The 12,645-nt window shown below is 70.8% G+C and carries 14 protein-coding genes and 1 pseudogene; 4 read left to right on the top strand and 11 right to left on the bottom strand.

Going from position 1 to position 12,645, the window contains the following annotated elements; translation table 11 throughout:
- Positions 1–37: 37 nt before the first annotated feature.
- Both O0235_RS08495 and O0235_RS08490 read left to right on the top strand, forming a co-directional pair.
- Positions 38–661 (top strand): pyridoxamine 5'-phosphate oxidase family protein, encoded by a 624-nt coding sequence (locus O0235_RS08495; RefSeq protein ID WP_270055361.1) that lies wholly within the window; start codon positions 38–40, stop codon positions 659–661.
- Positions 662–669: 8 nt separating this feature from the next.
- Positions 670–1,494, top strand: coding sequence for a polyphosphate kinase 2 family protein (locus tag O0235_RS08490; protein WP_270055360.1), 825 nt, complete (start codon positions 670–672; stop codon positions 1,492–1,494).
- A 13-nt stretch (positions 1,495–1,507) separates the two neighbouring features.
- On the opposite strand, the gene thrC is transcribed toward O0235_RS08490, so the two are convergent.
- The 10 genes and pseudogenes from thrC to O0235_RS08440 form a co-directional block, all read right to left on the bottom strand.
- Positions 1,508–2,575: a threonine synthase gene (thrC, locus tag O0235_RS08485; protein ID WP_270055359.1), complete on the bottom strand. Its 1,068-nt coding sequence runs from the start codon at positions 2,573–2,575 to the stop codon at positions 1,508–1,510.
- Positions 2,572–3,579, bottom strand: coding sequence for a coiled-coil domain-containing protein (locus O0235_RS08480; RefSeq protein WP_270055358.1), 1,008 nt, complete (start codon positions 3,577–3,579; stop codon positions 2,572–2,574). Before O0235_RS08480 ends, thrC begins: the two co-directional genes overlap by 4 nt.
- A gap of 1 nt (position 3,580) precedes the next feature.
- A complete protein-coding gene (locus O0235_RS08475) occupies positions 3,581–4,933 on the bottom strand; it encodes a homoserine dehydrogenase (RefSeq protein ID WP_270055357.1) in 1,353 nt (450 codons plus the stop codon).
- The gene (locus O0235_RS08470; RefSeq protein ID WP_270055356.1) at positions 4,923–5,933 is read right to left on the bottom strand and encodes a peptidylprolyl isomerase; all 1,011 of its coding nucleotides are present in this window, start codon (positions 5,931–5,933) and stop codon (positions 4,923–4,925) included. Before O0235_RS08470 ends, O0235_RS08475 begins: the two co-directional genes overlap by 11 nt.
- Before the next feature lie 54 nt (positions 5,934–5,987).
- A pseudogene (gene rpsR, locus O0235_RS08465) lies at positions 5,988–6,290 on the bottom strand (30S ribosomal protein S18); the annotation flags it as partial.
- Between the two features lie 99 nt (positions 6,291–6,389).
- A complete protein-coding gene (locus O0235_RS08460) occupies positions 6,390–6,878 on the bottom strand; it encodes a single-stranded DNA-binding protein (protein ID WP_270055355.1) in 489 nt (162 codons plus the stop codon).
- 15 nt (positions 6,879–6,893) lie between these two features.
- Positions 6,894–7,379 carry a 30S ribosomal protein S6 gene (gene rpsF / locus O0235_RS08455; RefSeq protein WP_270055354.1) on the bottom strand — a complete coding sequence of 162 codons (486 nt, stop codon included), beginning with the start codon at positions 7,377–7,379 and terminating at the stop codon, positions 6,894–6,896.
- 86 nt (positions 7,380–7,465) lie between these two features.
- Positions 7,466–8,734: a serine hydroxymethyltransferase gene (glyA, locus tag O0235_RS08450; protein ID WP_270055353.1), complete on the bottom strand. Its 1,269-nt coding sequence runs from the start codon at positions 8,732–8,734 to the stop codon at positions 7,466–7,468.
- Between the two features lie 417 nt (positions 8,735–9,151).
- Positions 9,152–9,898, bottom strand: a complete 747-nt coding sequence (locus O0235_RS08445; protein ID WP_270055352.1) for an SGNH/GDSL hydrolase family protein — start codon at positions 9,896–9,898, stop codon at positions 9,152–9,154.
- Between the two features lie 37 nt (positions 9,899–9,935).
- Positions 9,936–10,628, bottom strand: coding sequence for a class I SAM-dependent methyltransferase (locus O0235_RS08440; protein WP_270055351.1), 693 nt, complete (start codon positions 10,626–10,628; stop codon positions 9,936–9,938).
- A gap of 66 nt (positions 10,629–10,694) precedes the next feature.
- Here O0235_RS08440 and O0235_RS08435 point away from each other — a divergent pair, with 66 nt between their 5' ends.
- Complete coding sequence (locus O0235_RS08435; RefSeq protein WP_270055350.1) at positions 10,695–11,066, top strand: PIN domain-containing protein; 372 nt, start codon at positions 10,695–10,697, stop codon at positions 11,064–11,066.
- An 11-nt stretch (positions 11,067–11,077) separates the two neighbouring features.
- On the opposite strand, the gene O0235_RS08430 is transcribed toward O0235_RS08435, so the two are convergent.
- Entirely contained in the window at positions 11,078–11,770 is a 693-nt protein-coding gene (locus tag O0235_RS08430; RefSeq protein ID WP_270055349.1) for a GNAT family N-acetyltransferase, read from the bottom strand.
- 84 nt (positions 11,771–11,854) lie between these two features.
- Here O0235_RS08430 and O0235_RS08425 point away from each other — a divergent pair, with 84 nt between their 5' ends.
- Positions 11,855–12,640: a crotonase/enoyl-CoA hydratase family protein gene (locus O0235_RS08425; RefSeq protein WP_270055348.1), complete on the top strand. Its 786-nt coding sequence runs from the start codon at positions 11,855–11,857 to the stop codon at positions 12,638–12,640.
- The last annotated feature ends 5 nt before the right edge of the window (positions 12,641–12,645 follow it).

The following is a 12,645-nucleotide window of genomic DNA, read 5'->3' as shown; positions in this document are numbered from 1 at the left end:
GACCGCAGGAGGCGGCCATGGGGCAAGGAGGAGGGCGATGCCGTTCACGCATGGCGAGGGCGCCCGCGAGGTGCAGGACCGGTTCGATACCCGCCGGCTGGCGGACGCGATCACCGCGACGACGGTGCGGGATCAGCTCGGCGAGAACGACCGGGCGTTCATCGAACGGATGGACATGTTCTTCATCGCGACGCAGGGGGCGGACGGCCGTCTGGACTGTTCGTACAAGGGCGGCGAGCCGGGCTTCGTGCGGGTGCTGGATGAGCGGACGGTGGCGTTCCCGAGCTACGACGGGAACGGCCAGTTCATGACGGCGGGGAACATCGTCGAGACGGGGCGCGTCGGCATGCTGTTCATCGACTTCGCGAACCAGCGGCGGATGCGGCTGAACGGGACGGCCTCGATCGACTGGGCGGACCCGCTGACGGCGGAGTGGCCGGGTGCGCAGTTCACGGTGCGGGTGGCGGTGGAGGAGGTGTTCCCGAACTGCCCGCGCTACATCCACAAGATGCAGCTGGTGGAGCGGTCGGGATTCGTGCCGAGGGCGGGCTGCGAGGCGCCGGAGCCGGAATGGAAGGACCACTTCGAAGCAGCGCTGCCGGCAGAGCAGCGGGCGCGGCGAGCGGCCCGGCGTGCAGGGGGCCGGCCTGCGGGCGGATAATCGCCGGCATGAGCAACAGCCACGCCAGCGGTCATCACCAGCCCATCGTGTTTCCCCCGCATGCGCGGGTCGACTTGCGGAAGTTCGACCCGGCGGCGACGAACGGGGTCGAGAAGGAGGCGGCGGAGGCGGAACTGATCGGCCTCCGGGTGCGGCTGAACGAGCTGCAGAACCTGCTCTACGCGGATGCGCGGTACGCGATGCTGGTCGTGCTGCAAGGGATCGATACCGCCGGGAAGGACGGGACGATCAACTCGGTGTTCGAGCAGGTGGGGCCGATCGGCTGTTCGGTGGAGAGCTTCAAGGTGCCGACGCCGGAGGAGCTGGCGCACGATTACCTGTGGCGCTACCACAAGAAGATGCCGGAGCGGGGGCACATCACGATCTTCAACCGGTCGTACTACGAGGCCGTGCTGGTGGAGCGGGTGAAAGGGATCGTCCCAAAGGAGACCTGGGAGCAGCGGTATGAGGACATCAACCAGATGGAGGCGTACCTGCAGCGGAACGGGACGATCGTGATGAAGTTCTTCCTCGCGATTTCGAAGGACGAGCAGCGGGCCCGGCTGCAGGAGCGGATCGACAACCCGAAGAAGCAGTGGAAGTTCCGGCTGAGCGACCTCGAGGAGCGGAAGTACTGGGACGAGTACCTCGACGCGTTCGAGGATGCGCTGGAGCGGTGCAACACGAAGCATGCGCCATGGCACGTGGTGCCGGCAGACCGAAAGTGGTACCGGGACTACGTCGTGGCGCGTGCGCTGGTGGAGAAGCTGGAGTCGCTCAACCTGCGGTATCCGCCGGCGGCGCCGGAGGTGCTGGGGCTGAAGGTGGAGTAGCTGCCGGCCGGGGCTACCAGCCGAGGGCGGCTTCGATGCCCTCGACGGTGGCGGGGGCGCGGACGATGTCGGGCTGGCAGGCGGAGAGGGCGGTATCCGGGTCTTTGAGGCCGTGGCCGGTGAGGATGGCGACGGCGCGGCCGCCGCGGAGGCGCCCGGCGCGGCCGAGCTTCAGCAGGCCGGCGACGGAGGCGGCGCTGGCGGGTTCGACGAAGAGGCCCTCCCGGCGGGCGAGGAGGCGGTAGGCTTCGAGGATGTCGTCGTCGGTGACGGCTTCGATGAGGCCGCCGGATTCGTCGCGGGCGGCGATGGCGGTTTGCCAGCTGGCGGGGTTGCCGATGCGGATGGCAGTGGCGATGGTCTGAGGGTTGGCGACGGGCTGGCCGGAGACGAGCGGGGCGGCGCCGGCGGCCTGGAAGCCGCACATGCGGGGGTGGCGGCTGGCGAGGCCGCGCTCGGCGCATTCGGTGAAGCCGCGCCAGTAGGCGGTGATGTTGCCGGCGTTGCCGACGGGAATGGCGAGGACTTCAGGGGCATCGCCGAGGACGTCGCAGATTTCGTAGGCGGCGGTCTTCTGGCCTTCGATGCGGTGAGGATTGACGGAGTTGACGAGCGCGATGGGGTGGCGCTCGGTGAGGACACGCGCGGCGCGGAGGGCGTCGTCGAAGTTGCCGTCGATTTCGATGATGCGGGCGCCGTAGGCGGCCGCCTGCGCCATCTTGCCGGCGGCGACTTTGCCGCCGGGGACGAGGACGAGGCAGTCGATGCCGGTGTGGGCGGCGTAGGCGGCGGCGCTGGCGCTGGTGTTGCCGGTGGAGGCGCAGAGGATGGCGCGGGCGCCGGCTTCGAGGGCCTTGGCGACAGCGACGACCATGCCGCGGTCTTTGAAGGAGCCGGTGGGGTTGCAGGCTTCGAGCTTGAACCAGAGCTCGTCGAGGCCGCATTCGGCGGCGAGGGCGGCGGCGCGGACGAGGGGGGTTTCTCCTTCACCGAGGGAGATGCGGGGGGTCTGGTCGGTGAGGGGGAGCACCTCGGCCCAGCGGTAGAGGACGCCCCGGGGGCGGACGGTGGCGGCGGTCACGGTTCCTCCGGCGGCCGGAAGGCGTGGAATTTCATTTCGCGGAGCTCCTGCTCGAGGACCTGGATCTGCTTCCGGCGCTGTTTTTCGTACATGGCGTTGAACTTGGCGAACTCTTCGCGGACGTGGTCGACGACTTCGGCGATGTCGCGGCGCATGGTGGCGACGCGTTCGCCGAGGCCGGAGTGGCGCCCTTCGAGGAGGGTGATTTCGCCCTGGAGTTTATCGATGACGCCGACGAGGCGATCGGTGACCTCTTCGAGCTGGTTGAGGCGATTGTCGATGCGATGGTGCTCTTCGCGCCAGAGGGCGATCTCGTCGATGAGCTCCTGGCGGTAGTCGCGCTCGTGGGCGACGGTGCTGATGAGCTCTTCGTTGCGGCGGACCATTTCGCCGACGACCTGGAGGCGTTCGAAGACGACGTCGAAGCGGTCGTCGAGGTCGCCGAGGAGGACCTGCTTGATGCGCTCTTCGAGGTCGCGGTTGACTTCGATGGAGCGGTCGAGGCGGAGGCCGAACTGGTGGACCTGCTGTTCGACCTCGCGCTGGCGTTCGAGGAGGGCCTGGAGCTGCTGGGCGACCTGGGAGGTTTGCTGCTGGACCTGGGCGACGTCGGCGAGGACGAGGCCGAGCTGGTGGGCGGCGGAATCGACGCGGCGGATGACTTCGGAGCGCTCCTGGCGGTCGTATTCGGATTCGGCGCGGAGGAGGCGGAACTGGTTGTCGGCCTCGGCGCGGGTGGTGCTGACGGCCTGGCGGAGGTCTTCCATGGCCTGGTCGATGCTGTTGAGCTTTTCGGGGAGGCCGCGGAAGGGAAGGAAGCGCGGCTCGAATTCGCGCAGCTGGCGTTCGGCGGCGTCGAGCTGTTCGGAGAGGTCGTGGACTTCGCGGCGGAGCTGGTCGAGGTAGGCGATGTGGCGGGCCTGCTCTTCGCGGGTGGCGCGGAGCTGCTGTTCGAGCCAGGTGAGGAGCTCGGTGATGGCCTGGGCCTGGGGTTCGCCGGGCACGTCAGCCCTCCACGCGGAGGAAGCTGGAGACCTGGACGACGACGGGGAGGGTGGCGATGTCGCGGAGAGCGGCCTGGACGGCGCCTTCGCGGGCGCGGTGGGTCATGATGACGAGGTCGGCCGTCTGGGCGTCGGTGTCGGTTTCTTTCTGGCTGACGGCGGCGATGCTGACCTCGTGGTCGCCGAGGGTGCGGGCGATCTGGGCGAGGACGCCGGGCTTATCGGTGACCTTCACGCGGAGATAGTAGCGGGTTTCGAGGTGTTCGAGGCCGAGGACGGGGATATCGCCTTCGGGGCCCCAGTATTTGCGTTCGCGGGCGCCGAGGACGATGGCGTGGGCGAGGTCGAGGAGATCGGCGACGACGGCGGAGGCGGTGGGTTCAGAGCCGGCGCCGCGGCCCTGGAAGAGGACGGTGCCGGTGAGGTCGCCGTGGATTTGGACGGCGTTGTAGACGCCGTCGACGCGGGCGAGCGGCTCGTGGAGCGGGATGAAGGCGGGGGCGACGCGGGCGATGATGCCGCCGCTGGTGCGCTCGGCGATGGCGAGGAGTTTGATGGCGTAGCCGAGTTCGCGGGCGGCTTCGAAGTCGCTGGCGGAGAGGCGGGTGATGCCTTCGGTGTGGACCTGGGAGGGATGGACGCGGGTGCGGAAGCCGAGGGTGGCCATGATGGCGAGCTTGTAGGCGGCGTCGTACCCCTCGACGTCGTTAGTGGGGTCGGGCTCGGCGTAGCCGAGCTCCTGGGCGGCGCGGAGGGCTTCGGCGTACCCGCCGGGCGGGGGCTCGAGGCCCTGCCGGTGGAGGGCCTCGGCAACGGCGGCGTTGTTCGCCATGCTGGTGAGGATGTAGTTGGTGGTGCCGTTGATGATGGCGCGGATGGAGGTGATTTTGTTGGCGAGGAGGTCGCGCCGGAGGGGGGCGATGAGGGGGATGCCGCCGCCGACGCTGGCTTCGAACATGATGTCGAGGCCGCGGCGGTGGGCCTCGGCGAGGAGGGCGGGGCCGGACTTGGCGATCAGCTCTTTGTTGGCGGTGACGACGTGTTTGCCGGCCTCGATGGCGCGGCGGATGTAGGCGCCGGCCGGCTCTTCGCCGCCGATGACTTCGACGACGATGTCGATGTCCGGGTCGCCGAGGATGGCGTCGACGTCGGCCGTGATGGTGCCGGGGGGGAGGTCGACGGCGCGGGGCTTGGCGGTATCGCGGACGGCGGCGCGCCGGACGACGAGTTCGGCGCCGACCTGGCGGGCGAAGTAATCGCGGCGCTCGAGGAGGGCGCGGGCGACGCCGGAGCCGACGACGCCGAGGCCGATGAGGCCGACGCCGATCTGGTGGCGGCCGTCTTTAGTTGGCATGCTCCTCCGCCCAGCGGAAATCGCTGCTGGTGATGTTGCGCCGGATGGTGATGGCGGCGCGCTTCTCTTTGATGAGCTCGTCGATGCGGAGGTCGGCGAGCTGAGATTTCTGGGTGTCGGAGGGCGTGGCGTTGGGGTCGCGCTTTTCGATGCGGAGGATCCACCAGTCGCCGTTGGCGAGCTGAACGGGACCGATGACCTCGCTGCCGGCGGGCTTGCCTTCGATGGCGGCCTGGACGGCGGCCGGGAGGAGGGCGGGCGGCTCGGGGTCCATGATGCCGTCTTTCTGGCGGGAGTTGAGGTCCTTCGAGGCGGTCTGGGCGACGGTGCCCATGTCCTCGCCGGCCTGGATGCGGGCGAGCGCAGCCTTCGCCTCGTCTTCGGTGGTGGTGATGATGGTGCGAAGGGTGACCATCTCGGTGGTGTCGCCGATGTCGGCGAGGATGGCGTCCTTGAGCTTCTTGCGGTAGACCTGCGCTTCGACCCAGCGGCGGTAGTTGGCGTCGCTCATGGTGAGCGACTGGAGCCGCTGGCGGTAGAGGGTATCGAAGGTGGTGCCGGCGCCGCCGGCGGGGACGCCGAGCTGGCTGGCGATCTCGCTGGTGACGTCTTCAGGGGTGACGGTGATGCCGCGCTCGCGGGCGATGGCGTTGACGATGGCCTCGTTTTCGAGCTCGGTGAGGAGCTGCTGTTCGGCGAGGCTGAGGTTGATGCCGGAGCTGGCAACGGACTGGGCGTAGGGGAAGAGGCGGTCGGCGTAGTAGCTGAGCTTGAAGCGCTCATCACCGACCTGGAGGATGACTTTTTCGGGGACGCGGAAGTTCTGGTCGTACCACCGCCAGCCGAGGAGGCCGAGGACGATGACGAGGAGGAGGGAGGCGCCGCCGAGGATGAGGAGGCGAAGGGTCTCCTCGGTGGTAAGGAAGAAGCCGCGGGCGCCTGGCCGGGCTTCGCGGGGCCGCTGGCGGGGGAGGGCGGTGGTGCGTTCGCGTCGAGCCATGGCGTGCTCCGGTGGGGTCCGCGGGGTGCGGGGTTAGCCGCGGATGGGGAAGATGCCGGTCTTGCGGATGTGCTCGAGCGTGTAGGGCAGGAGCGCGAGGTGCCGGGCGCGCTTGATGGCGGTGGCGACGAGGCGCTGGTGCTTGAGGCAGGTGCCCGTCTTGCGCCGGGGCTCGATCTTGCCGCGGTCGGAGATGTACATGCGGAGGCGGGCGATGTCCTTGTAATCGACGCCGTCCATCTTTTCGACGCAGAAGCGGCAGACCTTGCGGCGGTTGGTGTAGCGGGGGCGCTGCTGGCGGGCGGGGCGCTCGCCTTCGGCGGCGGGTGCGGGGGTGGTGCGTTCTTCAGAGGTCATGGTCGTTCATCCTTCCCGATGGGTTCGTCTCCGCGGTGCGGGGACCGGGGTTTCGCGGCGAACCGGCCGCGGGCGGGCTGGCGATGCCAGCGGGCTGGGTCATTCGAAGGGGAGGTCGTCGACGTCGACGTCCTCGCGGGGGATGCTGCCGCCGCGCGGGCGGCCGAAGCCGGGCTCATCGACATCGCCGCGGGCGGCGAAGCGGGAGCGGCTGGAGCCGCCGGTCCCCCAGTCGTCGCCGGCGGGCTGGTCGCGGGGGCCGCCGAGGAGCTGGAGGGTCTGGGCGATGACTTCGGTGCGGTAGTGTTTTTGGCCCTGGTCATCTTCCCACGAGCGGGTCTGGACGCGCCCTTCGATGAAGAGCTGCTTGCCCTTGGTGATGTACTGGGAGACGCGCTCGGCGGTATCGCCCCAGACGACGATGTTGAACCATTCGGTCTGGTCTTCCCATTCGCCGGTCTGCTGGTTCTTGCGGCGGTTGTTGACGGCGAGGCTGAACTGGCACTGGGGGGTGCCGGTGGAGAGGTAGCGCAGCTCGGCATCGCGGCCGGCGTTGCCGATGAGGAGGATTTTGTTCAGTCCCGCCATGTGGGGGCCTCCGGGCTAGGATTCGGCCGATTCGCCGGCGGGCTCGTCGGCCGCGGCCGGAGTGTCGCTGGATTCGGCGACAGGGGCTGTCGCTTCGGGGGCGGGCGCCGCTTCAGCCGCAGGCGCGGGAGCGGGCGAAGGCGCTGCGGCGGGCGCGGGCGCAGCCTCGGCGCGAGGCTCGCGCGGTTCGCGCGGAGGCGGCGGGGCCGGCAGCTCGTCGGCGCGGACGATGAGGTGGCGGTAGACCTTCTCATCGATGCGGAGGGCGGTTTCGATGCCGCTGACGGCGGAGGGCTCGGCTTCGATGCGGCTGACGATGTAGTCGGCATCGATGGCATGGCGGATGGGGTAGGCCATGCGCCGCCGGCCCCAGTGGTCGAGCTTGAGGAGTTTGCCGCCGCGGGATTCGACGAGCTGCTTGAGGCGCTCTTCGCTGGCAGCGGGGCCGCCCGCTTCCTGGACGGCGAGGTCGTAGACGACCGTGAGTTCGTATTCCCTCATGGAACCTCAGCCCGGGCGATGGGATTGTCCTCCGCGGGGGAGAACCGGAACCCCGGGTCAACGGTCGAGGGTAGCACGGGCCTGCGCTAGGCGGTAGCCGCGGCCGGTGCGGCGTCGGTGATGCCGGGGACGGGATAGGCGCGGGCGAACTCGGCGACCTCGGCGCGGACGGCGTCGCGGACGCCTTCGCCGTCGGGGTCTTTGAGGACGCGGACGATCCAGCTGGCGACGCGGCGCATTTCGTCCTCCTTCATGCCGCGGCTGGTGAGGGCGGGGGTGCCGAGGCGGAGGCCGCTGGTGACGTAGGCGGAGCGCTGGTCGTAGGGGATGGTGTTGCGGTTGGTGACGATGCCGGCGCCCTGGAGGGCGTTCTGGGCCTTGAGGCCGCTGATGCCGACGGAGCCGCAATCGACGAGGATGAGGTGGTTATCGGTGCCGCCGGAGACGAGGCGGAGGCCGGCACGCTGGAGCTCTTCGGCGAGGACGGCGGCGTTGCGGACGACCTGGGCGGCGTAATCGCGGAATTCGGGCCGGAGGGCCTCGGCGAAGGCGACGGCCTTGGCGGCGATGCTGTGGAGGTGGGGGCCGCCCTGGGTGCCGGGGAAGACGCCGCGGTCGAGGGCGTCGGCGTGCTCGGCTTTGCAGAGGGCGAGGGCGCCGCGCGGCCCGCGGAGCGTCTTGTGGGTGGTGGTCGTCACGAGGTCGGCGTGGGGGACGGGGCTGGGGTGGGCGCCACCAGCGACGAGCCCGGCGATGTGGGACATATCGACCATGAGGAGGGCGCCGGTTTCGCGCGCGATCTCGGCGAAGGCGGCGAAGTCGATGCGGCGGGGGTAGGCCGTGGCGCCGGCGACGATGATGCGGGGCTTCGTTTCGCGGGCGAGGCGGCGGACTTCGGCCATGTCGATGGTTTCGGTTTCGCGGTCGACGGTGTAGGGGACGAAGCGGTAGAAGCGGCCGGAGAAGTTGACGGGGGAGCCGTGGGTGAGGTGGCCGCCCTGGGAGAGCTCCATGCCCATGATGGTGTCGCCGGGGTTCGCGAAGGCGAGGTAGGCGGCCATGTTGGCTTCGGCGCCGCTGGTGGGCTGGACGTTGGCGTGGTCGGCGCCGAAGAGCTGCTTCGCGCGGTCGATGGCGAGCTGTTCGAGGCGGTCGGAATGCTGGTTGCCGGCGTAGTAGCGCTTGCCAGGGTAGCCCTCGGCGTATTTGTTGGTGAAGACGGAGCCGGTGGCTTCGAGGACGGCGGCGGAGGCGTAGTTTTCGCTCGCGATCATCTCGAGCGATTCGACCTGGCGGGTGCGCTCAGCCTCGATGATGGCAGCGACTTCAGGGTCGGCGTGGCGGAGGACGGACATGGCGGCTCCCTGCGGCGTGGTGGGGGTGCGGTGGCTTCAAGGGTAGCAGGAGAAGGGGTTGGGAGGAGGGAGGAGGGAGAAAGGGAGAAAGGGAGAAAGGGAGAAAGGGAGAAAGGGAGAAAGGGAGAAGGGGAGAAGGGGAGAAGGGGAGGAAGGGAGAGGAGCGGATGGCGGGGTGAGATGCCATCGCCGCGGGGCACCGCCCCCGCGGGGCGCTTTGCGCCCAACGGATGTCCCGGGAAGCGGGAGGCGGGAAGCGGGAGCGCGCGGACGCGAACGTCCGGGTGGGCCTCACCGGCCCTCCGCGGGGACGGAGCCCCGCGGCTACGGGGTTGGGAGTTGGGAGTTGGGAGCAGGGAGCCGGGAGGCGGGAGTTGGGATAACCTCGAACCCTTCAACCTCCAACCTCCAACCTCCTTACTTCCCGGCGGGGCCGCGGACGGCTTCGAGGGCGCGGAGCATGAGCCGGTATTCGTGCCCGGCGCGGCGGGCGTGGCCGCGGGCGTTGACGTGGGTGAGGTCCGCCTGGAGTTCATCGCGGGACGGCGGCTCGCCGGGGCCGGGCGGCTGGTAGGCGACATAGAGGCGGCCGCAGATGTCGCTGACCCGGCGCTCGAAGTCGGCCAGGCGGGCGCGGGACTCGGCAGCGATCCGCGGCGGCAACGGGAGGCCGAGCGCCATCGGCCCGCGGACGCCGAGGGCGACCTCTTCGCGCCGGATGATGCGGCGGACGGCTTCTTCGACGCGCGCGGCGCACGCGGCGGGCTCGAAATGGTAGGCGCAGCCGACGGTGCCGAGGGCGGCTCTGCGGAGGGCGCGGAACGCGGCGTTGTGGGCGACGGCTGGGTGCCCCGCGGCCTGCAGGCCGAGCCTGCCGACAAGCGGCAGCCCGGTGAGCCGGGAGCGCTGGAGCCGCAAGGGCACGGACGGGAACGAGACCCAGAACGAGGCGACGGCGAGGAAGACGGCGTCCGGCTGCTCGCGTTCGACCCAGCGCTCGATGACGTCGGGGTAGGCATCGTTCGGCCAGGCGGATTTCAGGACGGTTTCGACCGGCTCGCCGAAGGCGGCAGCGAGCCGCTCCTGCACGATGTGCCAGGAGCGTTCTTCGTCGCGCAGGGGGCCGAAGACGTCGTCGGAGATGCCGATGCGGAGGAGCTTCACCCCCGAGACTCTACCGGGGCGGCAGGAACGGACAACGTCAGGCGCGGCGGAAGACGAAGAGCGCGTGGCCCTGTTCGCCGCGCTCATAGGCCTGGACGAGGTAGGCGACGAGGTCGAGCTGGCGGAGGTAGGTGCGGGTGCCGTAGCGCTCTTCGAAGTAGGGGCGGCGGCGGACGAGTTCGGCTTCGGCGGTGCGCCAGGTGTGGGCGGCCTCGGCTGAGAGAGGGCGGTGGGCGGCGAGCAGCCATCCGGCCTGCTCCCAGTCGTCGATGAAGGCATCGAGGCCGCCGCGAGCGTCGGAGGGGGCTTCGCAGCAGAGGCAGAGAGTGGCGCCGGGGGCGGCGATGCGGTTGAACTCGTGGTAGGCGACCTCGGTGTCGAGCGCCCAGATGCTGTCGATGGCGGCGTCGCGGAAGGGGAGGCGGCGGCTGTCGGCGGCGACCCACTGGACGGCGCGGCCGCCCGGGAGTTCGCGGCCGGCGGCGAGGAACTCGGGGTTCAGGTCGGCCGCGATGGCGCGGCAGCCGGTCTCGGCGGCGGCGAGGCGGGCGGCGGCGCCGACGAACGCGCCGGCATCGAGCATGACTTTGCCGGGCGCGAGCCCGGCGCGCTGGAGGAGCCAGCGGGTGGTTTCGAGGCCGCCGACGTGGTTGTGCTCGCCGAGGAGGTCGATCCACCAGGCGGCGTACGCATCGGCGAGGCGCTGGAGAGCGGGATGGGGGGCGGGCACGGTTCGAGGATATCGGAGGGGCCGGCTGGAGGGGAGGGAAGGCGGGCGATGGTGTAGGCTGGAGGCATGGCCGAGCAGTACGCAGCGCGGGATACGCGGACGGGGCTGGAGGTGGCGGTGACGGGCGAGTTCCCGCCCCACCCGGACGACCGGATCCGGATTGCGCGGACGACGACGCTGTTCACGCGGCTGATGTCGACGATCCTCTCGACGCCGAACGAATCGGAGCGGCGGGAGCGGTTCGTGGCGATCGAGACGCAGCTGGAGCTGGCCGATGCGCTCATCCGGCAGGACATGGAGGAAGTGCAGCGGCTGATGCGGCAGACGCTGGAGCGGATGGGGATCACGCCGGAGCAGATGGACGAGATGGCGCGGAAGATCCTCGAGCAGCTGCGGGAGCGGGGCGATTTCGATTTCCCGCCGCAGCTGGATCCGTAGCCGGCGCCGGCTCAGGGGAGGATGGCGGGGTCGTCCCAGCCGGGCGGGGCATCGGGCGTCCAGCTGATGCCGAGGAGGGAATCGCCGCGGGTGCGGTCGACGGGCCGGAAGAGCTCCCATTCTTCCGGGGCGGCTTCGATGTCGATGACGGGCCAGCCGATGGGCGCGCCGGTGCCGCGGCAGACGAACGTTTCGGGGTCGAAGTCGCGCGTGCCGTAGGCGGCGGCGATGGCGGCGCCGACGGCCTGCTGCCACGGGGTGGGGCGCATGCCGCGGCGGGGCACGACGGTCGGGTTGGCGGACATGGTGCGGAAGCTGGCGGGGTGGGCCATGCGGCCGGCGGAGAGCCAGCGGGGGGCGGCCGGGAGCTCGCGGGCGGAGAGGACGGCGTGCTCGAGGCGCCGGAAGAGGCCCTGGCGGCGGAAGGCGGGGTCGACGCAGCAGAGCCCGGCGAGCCGGACGGGCTGGGCGGGCAGCCGGGGGAGGTCGATGACGCGGGGCTCGCCGAGGGCGAAGCCGGCGGGGCGCCCCTCCGGGTCGCGGGCGATGGCGGCGAAGGCGAGCACATGGAGGGACTTCTCGAGGTAGGCGGCGTTCGCGTCGCGGTAGTTCTGGCGGAAGAGCGCGAGGATGGCATCGCGGTCGGCCGGCCCGAGGTCGGCAGTCGGCGCGACGGCGATGGAGAGGTCGGGGGGAGCGGTCATCGCGGCGGCGAGCGTAGAGCGGCGGCGGGGGCTCCGCAAGGGCGCGGGCCGGCGGTAGGATCGCCGGCTGGAGGTGTTCGAAGGATGACCGTGCGCTACGAGACCGAGGGGCCCATCGCCATCGTGACGATCGACCGGCCGGAGGTGCGGAACGCGGTGGACCGGGCGACGGCGGCAGCGCTGGCCGCGGCGTTTCGGCAGTTCGACGCCGATGACGCGCTGGCAGTCGCGGTATTGACCGGCGCGGGCGGGACGTTTTGCGCTGGGGCGGACCTGAAGGCGGTCGCGACCGGGCAGGGGAACGTCGTGCGTGAGGATGGCGACGGGCCGATGGGGCCGACGCGGATGCGGCTGTCGAAGCCCGTGATCGCGGCGGTGGAGGGGCACGCGGTGGCGGGCGGGCTGGAGCTGGCGCTCTGGTGCGACCTGCGGGTGGCGGCGCGCGATGCGGTGTTCGGGGTGTACTGCCGGCGCTGGGGCGTGCCGCTCATCGACGGGGGCACGGTGCGGCTGCCGCGGCTCATCGGGGAGAGCCACGCGATGGACCTCATCCTGACGGGGCGGGGCGTGAGCGGGGAGGAGGCGCGGATGATGGGGCTGGCGAACCGGCTGACGGAGCCGGGGGAGGCGCTGGCGGCGGCGAAGGAGCTGGCGCGGCAGCTGGCGGCGTTCCCCCAGGGCTGCCTGCGGAGCGACCGGCAATCGGCGCGGGAGCAGTGGGACCTGCCGTTCGAGGAGGCGATGCGGAACGAGACGCGGCTGGGGATGGCCGTCATCGCTTCCGGGGAGACGCAGGCCGGCGCCGCCCGGTTCGCTGGGGGCGCCGGGCGGCACGGCTCGTTTGCGGAGTTCGGCGGAGCGAGCGGCTGAGGCGC

Source organism: Tepidiforma flava (assembly GCF_027594505.1).
Lineage (GTDB): Bacteria > Chloroflexota > Dehalococcoidia > Tepidiformales > Tepidiformaceae > Tepidiforma > Tepidiforma flava.
Note: the sequence above shows the minus strand (reverse complement) of the source record. Positions and strands in the feature narration are given on the sequence as shown.